The organism is Sporosarcina newyorkensis, from assembly GCF_900167515.1.
GTDB classification, from domain to species: domain Bacteria; phylum Bacillota; class Bacilli; order Bacillales_A; family Planococcaceae; genus Sporosarcina; species Sporosarcina newyorkensis.
Window position 1 is genome coordinate 69,071 of the sequence record NZ_FUYJ01000012.1, and the last position, 6,000, is coordinate 75,070.

4 protein-coding genes and 1 pseudogene are annotated in these 6,000 nt (G+C 39.9%); 3 read left to right on the forward strand and 2 right to left on the reverse strand.

The genetic code is table 11. The annotated features are described in order from the left end of the window. Nucleotides 1-114 precede the first annotated feature (114 nt). Nucleotides 115-1,584, reverse strand: a complete 1,470-nt coding sequence (locus B5D59_RS17395) for a carbon starvation CstA family protein (RefSeq protein WP_078818805.1) — start codon at nucleotides 1,582-1,584, stop codon at nucleotides 115-117. A 442-nt stretch (nucleotides 1,585-2,026) separates the two neighbouring features. Here B5D59_RS17395 and B5D59_RS17400 point away from each other — a divergent pair, with 442 nt between their 5' ends. Continuing rightward, nucleotides 2,027-2,851 carry an endonuclease/exonuclease/phosphatase family protein gene (locus B5D59_RS17400; protein WP_078818806.1) on the forward strand — a complete coding sequence of 275 codons (825 nt, stop codon included), beginning with the start codon at nucleotides 2,027-2,029 and terminating at the stop codon, nucleotides 2,849-2,851. 165 nt (nucleotides 2,852-3,016) lie between these two features. Here the strand turns inward: B5D59_RS17400 and B5D59_RS17405 are convergent, their stop codons facing one another. Beyond that, nucleotides 3,017-3,733, reverse strand: coding sequence for a toast rack family protein (locus tag B5D59_RS17405; RefSeq protein WP_078818807.1), 717 nt, complete (start codon nucleotides 3,731-3,733; stop codon nucleotides 3,017-3,019). Between the two features lie 234 nt (nucleotides 3,734-3,967). On the opposite strand from B5D59_RS17405, the gene B5D59_RS17410 reads away from it, so the two are divergent. Both B5D59_RS17410 and B5D59_RS18350 read left to right on the forward strand, forming a co-directional pair. Next, the gene (locus B5D59_RS17410) at nucleotides 3,968-4,702 is read left to right on the forward strand and encodes an SH3 domain-containing protein (protein WP_176132627.1); all 735 of its coding nucleotides are present in this window, start codon (nucleotides 3,968-3,970) and stop codon (nucleotides 4,700-4,702) included. Between the two features lie 905 nt (nucleotides 4,703-5,607). After that, nucleotides 5,608-6,000 (forward strand): annotated as a pseudogene (locus tag B5D59_RS18350) (hypothetical protein); the annotation flags it as partial.

A 6,000-nucleotide genomic window follows, 5' to 3' on the forward strand; every position in this document is an offset into this window, starting at 1 on the left:
TCAAATCTGAATCACTTTAAGGAATACGATGTTTGAGTCGCCAAATATCACCACAACAAATAGTATAGAACCTCATTTAATGACACAAAAAAGACGAGCAATCGCTCGTCTTTTTTATACAGTTTCTAATTTCCCATCTTCTTCGACTGGGTTTTCTTCAAGAAGATCCACTTGCAGATTTTCTTTTACATTTTTTTCCGCCTTCATAAAGAAGAGTACAGTGAATATTGCTGTAATCGTAAATCCTCCGATATAAGCAACCGTAGTCTCAAGACCGAATCCCATCGTATCGTTCATTAAAATGAAGACCGTCACGACGCTGGTCATGAACATAGCCGGCAAGAGCGCGATAAAATAATTTTTCCTCTTTACGTACAGATACATCGCGCCAATCCAAAGTGCGATTGCTGCGGTTGATTGATTTGCCCAAGAGAAATATCTCCAAAGTATATTGAAATCGATTAACGTCAATAAATAAGAAGCAACGAACAATGGAATGGCTATGAGTAAACGTTTACCGATTTTGCTCTGCGATATTTGGATGTAATCCGCGATAATTGAACGTGCCGCACGGAATGCTGTATCGCCTGAAGTAATCGGTAGTACAACCGCACCAAGAACAGCAATCGTACCACCTACCGCGCCAAGTAGCGTCATTGACACTTCATTGACAACCGCAGATGCCGTACCTGCATTGATTAACCCTTGAAGACCTTGACCGTCAAACATACTCATTGCAGCTGCTGCCCAAATCATAGCGATTACAGCTTCTGTAATCATCATGCCGTAGAAAATATAGCGTCCTTGCGATTCATTCTGAGTAGTTCTCGAAATGATTGGCGATTGCGTAGCGTGAAAACCTGAAAGTGCTCCGCATGTGATCGTCAAAAATAGCATTGGGAAAATGGCAAGGCCACCTGGATGCATGTTTTGAAGCGTCAATTCTGGAATTTTGTGATCGGAAAACAGAAGCGCTCCCCCGACTCCGATTGTCCCAAGCAGCAAAACAGCACCAAAAATCGGATAAAAACGGCCAATAATCTTATCAATAGGCAGAATAGTTGATAGGAAATAATATACAAAAATCAACAAAGTCAACACGAGAATGCCTATTTTCCCGTCAGTTAGAATGTTTAATAAAGAGGCCGGAGTCGTCACAAACACAGTACCGACTAATAACAAAAGCAATAATGCAAAAAAGTTAACAAAGTGTTTCGCTAATTTACCTAAAAACTTTCCTGCAAGCTCTGGAATATGCGCGCCGCGATTTCGAATGGAAATCATCCCCGTCAAGTAATCATGAACCGCTCCCGCAAAAATTGAACCGAGCACAATCCATAAAAATGCAACAGGACCAAACAATGCGCCCATAATCGGACCGAAAATCGGACCTGTACCTGCAATATTCAACAACTGAATCAACGCGTTCTTCTGCTTGCCCATCGGCACATAGTCCACTGCATCATGATTTGCATAAGCAGGTGTTTTTCTTTGTGAATTCGGACCGAATATTTTTTCTACATACTTTCCATAAGTAAAATAACCGATCACGAGCAGTACAATTGATGCCAAAAAAGTAATCATACAATAGCCCCCCTTGCCATTCTAGTTGTAATCGTTTTCAAATAAAGATATATTTAGAAAACTTTATCCATTCTAAAATATCATTTTCATTGAGAGAATGCAATATTGAAAATAGTGGATAGATGAATAAAGTTTAGGTACTTGTCTTGTATATAACTCCAACAAGCTTCTACATGAGTTTTACGCCAACTTCGTTGTACACTTATGAAATCACTAGCTATTTTAAGCCTAGATGACTGACTTATACTATGTTTTATATTCTTTAAATAGACTATTTAGCAGGCAGTAATATGTATCAAATGCAGGTACCAAGTGCCGATATTGTGAACCTTTCGCCAGTATTCTTTACAATTCTTAATGACAGGATTACAATTTCTTCATATTGTATGGTTATAGTAATCGTAAGAGATTTTGAAACAACCATACAAAAAGGAGAGATTTTATGATAGGACATATGACACAACCCGTGACTCGAACATTCGGCAGCGCTGGGTCTACCCAGGTTCGTAAATTGCGGGTAATGTCATTCAATATAGCTCATGGATTGGGGATGGATGGGAAAGTGGATCTTCGCCGTACGGCAGAGGTGATCCGGAATTCTGGAGCTGACATTATTGGTTTGCAGGAAGTGGACAATCATTTTTCAGAACGCAGCGGATTTGAAAATCAGGCGGCAGTCCTGGCAAAATGGCTGGAAATGGACTATAGCTATGGACCAAATCTAATTGAACCACCTGTGCAGCCGGGACAACCGGAAAGGCAATACGGTAATGCGTTACTCAGCAGATTTCCGGTGAAATACTCCAAGAATCATGCGTACACCAGCCCCTCAAGTTTAATAGAGGATCCCGAACCGAGAGGGTTGCTTGAATCAATTATTGATTTGGACGGCACATTTCTAAGTTTCTTCAATACACATTTATCACTGGGAGAAGAGGGTCAGCGGGAAAACTTGAAACAACTGCTGGAAATAACCGATGCTTCATTGTTTCCTACTATTATAACTGGTGATTTTAACTTATCCCCCGAGCACCTCCAATTAAAGGACTTCAGAAAGACTTATACTGACACTTTCGGAAGCATGGGAATGGGCATAGCTTATACATTCCCAGCTCGTTATGAGGATGCCAGTTCAGCTGTCTGCACTGAGCCTGCCTCCCGGATCGATTATATCTTCACAGACCAAACTACAACTATAGAAAGAACTGAAGTACTTGACACTCCGGTTGCCGACCACCTGCCAATCATTGCGGATCTTTTAATATAGGGAAACTTAGGAGGTCTTAATCAAGGTATCAGATCCTGAGGCAATTCATAATTGCTTCGGAATCTGGTACCTTTCACTATGGTATCTGTTTCAAAACGATCATGGTTGTTTCAACAACCATGATTTTTTATATTTTTTTGTTTTTAACATTTATTGTGCTGCGAACTATTCGCCAAGCACAAATTTCAAATCACCGACCCCTACATCGATTTTCAAATTAATGGTGGTATCTGAATGGTCGTACGCTTCATTTACATAGACGCCTTTTCCCTGAGAGATGAAGCCTTTCGTTCCTAAGCTACCGAGCCCTTTTGAGATGGTCAATTTAACACCAGTCTCCTTCGGTAAGTGAATTTCCGCATCCCCCACGCCAAGATTGATTTCCCCCTCGAAGCTTTCCCGCCAATCGTCATTTAGATTGATTGTGGTATCACTGACTCCGGCATCAATCGATAAATGACTGAGACGGATTCCCGCCAAGTTCAATTCTGAATCGGAGACACCCATCTCGACAGCGAGATTTACGGGTATTTCATTTGTCAGTTGAAGATTCCAATCGTTTCGTGCGTTCCGGAAAGCCAAGAGACCTTTTGTTTTCTGCCGAATTACCACATGACCGACTTTTCCTTTCTTCTTGTAAGAGATCGATGGATCCCACTTTTTCACGTTTGTATCAATGACACCATCCACCCACCCTTCAGCACCGCCCTCAATCAAAAGATTTCCAGCACCAAAGCCAATTTCAACGTCCAATGATTTTGCACTGTCTTTTTCTATCGACAGATCACCGGACACCCGATCTTTTTTTACCCAGCCATAGCCCCAAAATCCAACGATGGCTAGAAGTCCTACCCCTGCTAAAATAATCACAGTTTTTCTCATACCAGTCTCCCCCTTTTTTCAATCATAAATCAACCTCCATAAAGTTGAATCCATCAAATGCCTGAACTTAACATCAGTCTAAGGGCTGAGCATGCCAGTATATGAAGATTTCTGTCCGGATATTTTAGGATAAGGTTCCTTTTCAGTTCTACTTAAAGCACACCTTCCATAGTTTCTTATATGAGTAACTAATTCCAAGGAGTGATTCAAATAAGAAAAATGGGCTTAGCAATAATGTTGTTGGTACTCGGTCTTTCTTTTTTCCTTCCAACACAAACAGCCGCAGCAACAACAGAAATGTATGTATATGCGAAGAATGACATTTTCCTGCGTACGAAACCGAATCAACATGCCGATAAGTTGGGGACTATTAAAAATCATTCCAAGGTGACTGTCTTGTCTTCTTCAAATGGATGGTCATTGGTTCAGACTGGTAAGAATAAAGGGTATGTTTATACTTCGGCTTTATCCAAAAAAGAGCAGAAAGCTGTTCCAACAACTGTTACCGGCAACTTAACGCCTGCAGACGGTCTGATTCTCACATATGCGCCTTCTTTCCTCGACGATCAGAAAGAGACGTTCTTTGCGAAAAAAGAAGAGGAGTACACTTATTTATATAATAAGAACAGTTCCGTTTACCCTTATTTGTCAAACTTAACATACATTGAGGACAATGAAAGGCTTCTCATGGGGGTATCGAGTTCGGATTTTATCTTTCTGAATGTTTCCTATCCGTTGAAACAAGGAGCATACACAAAAAATCAGTCCTTTATGGCTGAGGAGAAGATTTTAGTAGAGAGTACAACGAAAACCATCACAGTGAAAGCAGGCTCTTTCAGGAATGTCGTTATTCTCCGCTTCCCAGATGGCTCCAGAGTATATCTTGCAAAAGGGAACGGAGTTATTAAAAGTACAGATGGAAATGGAAAAATTACTATAGAACTGGCATCTGTAAAGCAGGAAAAATAGTACATCTATCGCGGCGCCGTGCTCTCCTGGGGCGGCGTTTTTCTGGTGATACTCCTAACCATTGATCAGTATATTTTATAACGTGATTGACATTTGACAGCGACAGTTGTTGCCATTCTTTTCGATGGTAACTTTCAGCCCGATGTTGTCTACGCGTGCAATACATACTATAAACAATTCATGGACAAAACAGTCGTGATTACAGGAGGCTTGAGGTGGCTAACCCATCTACGATTCTTGCCCACTCAATTAAGATGACCAGATACTCATTCCCACACAAATTGCCCCTTCCACTTAAACACACTTACATTTTTTTCTATGCTGACTTAGTATTTATTCAATAACTTGTAAGGGATTCTTATGAGCACTTTTAAGCACAATTATTAATTTTACCCTCTTCTCCAGAGCATAATCTTTACAAAAATTTTGAAAGCGTAATATTTGAATTGAATAACATTAGACCGTTCGAACCATTGAGGGAACGTGTCAATAAAGTAATCCGAACATGTTCCAGAGCACATTACCGATGTTTTTCGCAAAAGGAATAAGATGGAATATATGAAGGGAATCTATTAGGTTAGACCTCTTTTTGGTCTATCGTCAAGTATTGGACAGGTCTGATGGAGTATTTCTTTAATTATGACAAAGGTTAATATTTCCATGGAAACTTGTCATTTGATTGTTACGCGGCCGTAGTTTTCTTTTGTTATTGTAGTTTGTAAGCAGATAGGGCACTGCTAAATTATCCAATTGAAAGCTTCATATTCAAAATGGACATTTTAAAAAAATAGCCCTAATTTTAAGCTCTTGATTAAAAGGAGGTAGATTGTACATAGCAATTTAAGAGAACAAGTTTAATAATTGAGCTTCAAAAAAACTTAAAACAGAAAGGTGTTTGATGAAATTTGGTTAAAGAAACTACTCAAAAAGAGAAAAGCACAAACAAGAAAATTTTGCCATTCGTGATGTCAACCTCAATGTTAACAGCTGCTATTTTCGGTGCAGGCGGATCAGCTTTTGCAGCTGAAGAAGGTGAGGAAAAAGAATTTAAAAATCACGGTGCAGAAGTTTCATCTTTTGCAACTAGCACTCCGGGCTCACCTGAAAAAGGATCATTAATGCGTACAATTGCAAATAAAAATTTGCAGGAAAAAGCACAAAATGAAGATGATTCGGATGATTTTACAGATGAAGATGAAGCAACGGATGTAACGGTTGAGGAAGAAGATACAACGGATCTACCAGTAATTGACGATGAAGCAACAGAGGTGCCGGTTGAGGAAGACGATGCAACGGAT

What these genes read in the sequence shown, in the direction of transcription:
- B5D59_RS17405 (WP_078818807.1), bottom strand. Translation starts at nt 3,733, where the DNA reads ATGAGAAAAACTGTGATTATTTTAGCAGGGGTAGGACTTCTAGCCATC.
- B5D59_RS17400 (WP_078818806.1), top strand. Translation starts at nt 2,027, where the DNA reads ATGATAGGACATATGACACAACCCGTGACTCGAACATTCGGCAGCGCT.
- B5D59_RS17410 (WP_176132627.1), top strand. Translation starts at nt 3,968, where the DNA reads ATGTTGTTGGTACTCGGTCTTTCTTTTTTCCTTCCAACACAAACAGCC.
- B5D59_RS17395 (WP_078818805.1), bottom strand. Translation starts at nt 1,584, where the DNA reads ATGATTACTTTTTTGGCATCAATTGTACTGCTCGTGATCGGTTATTTT.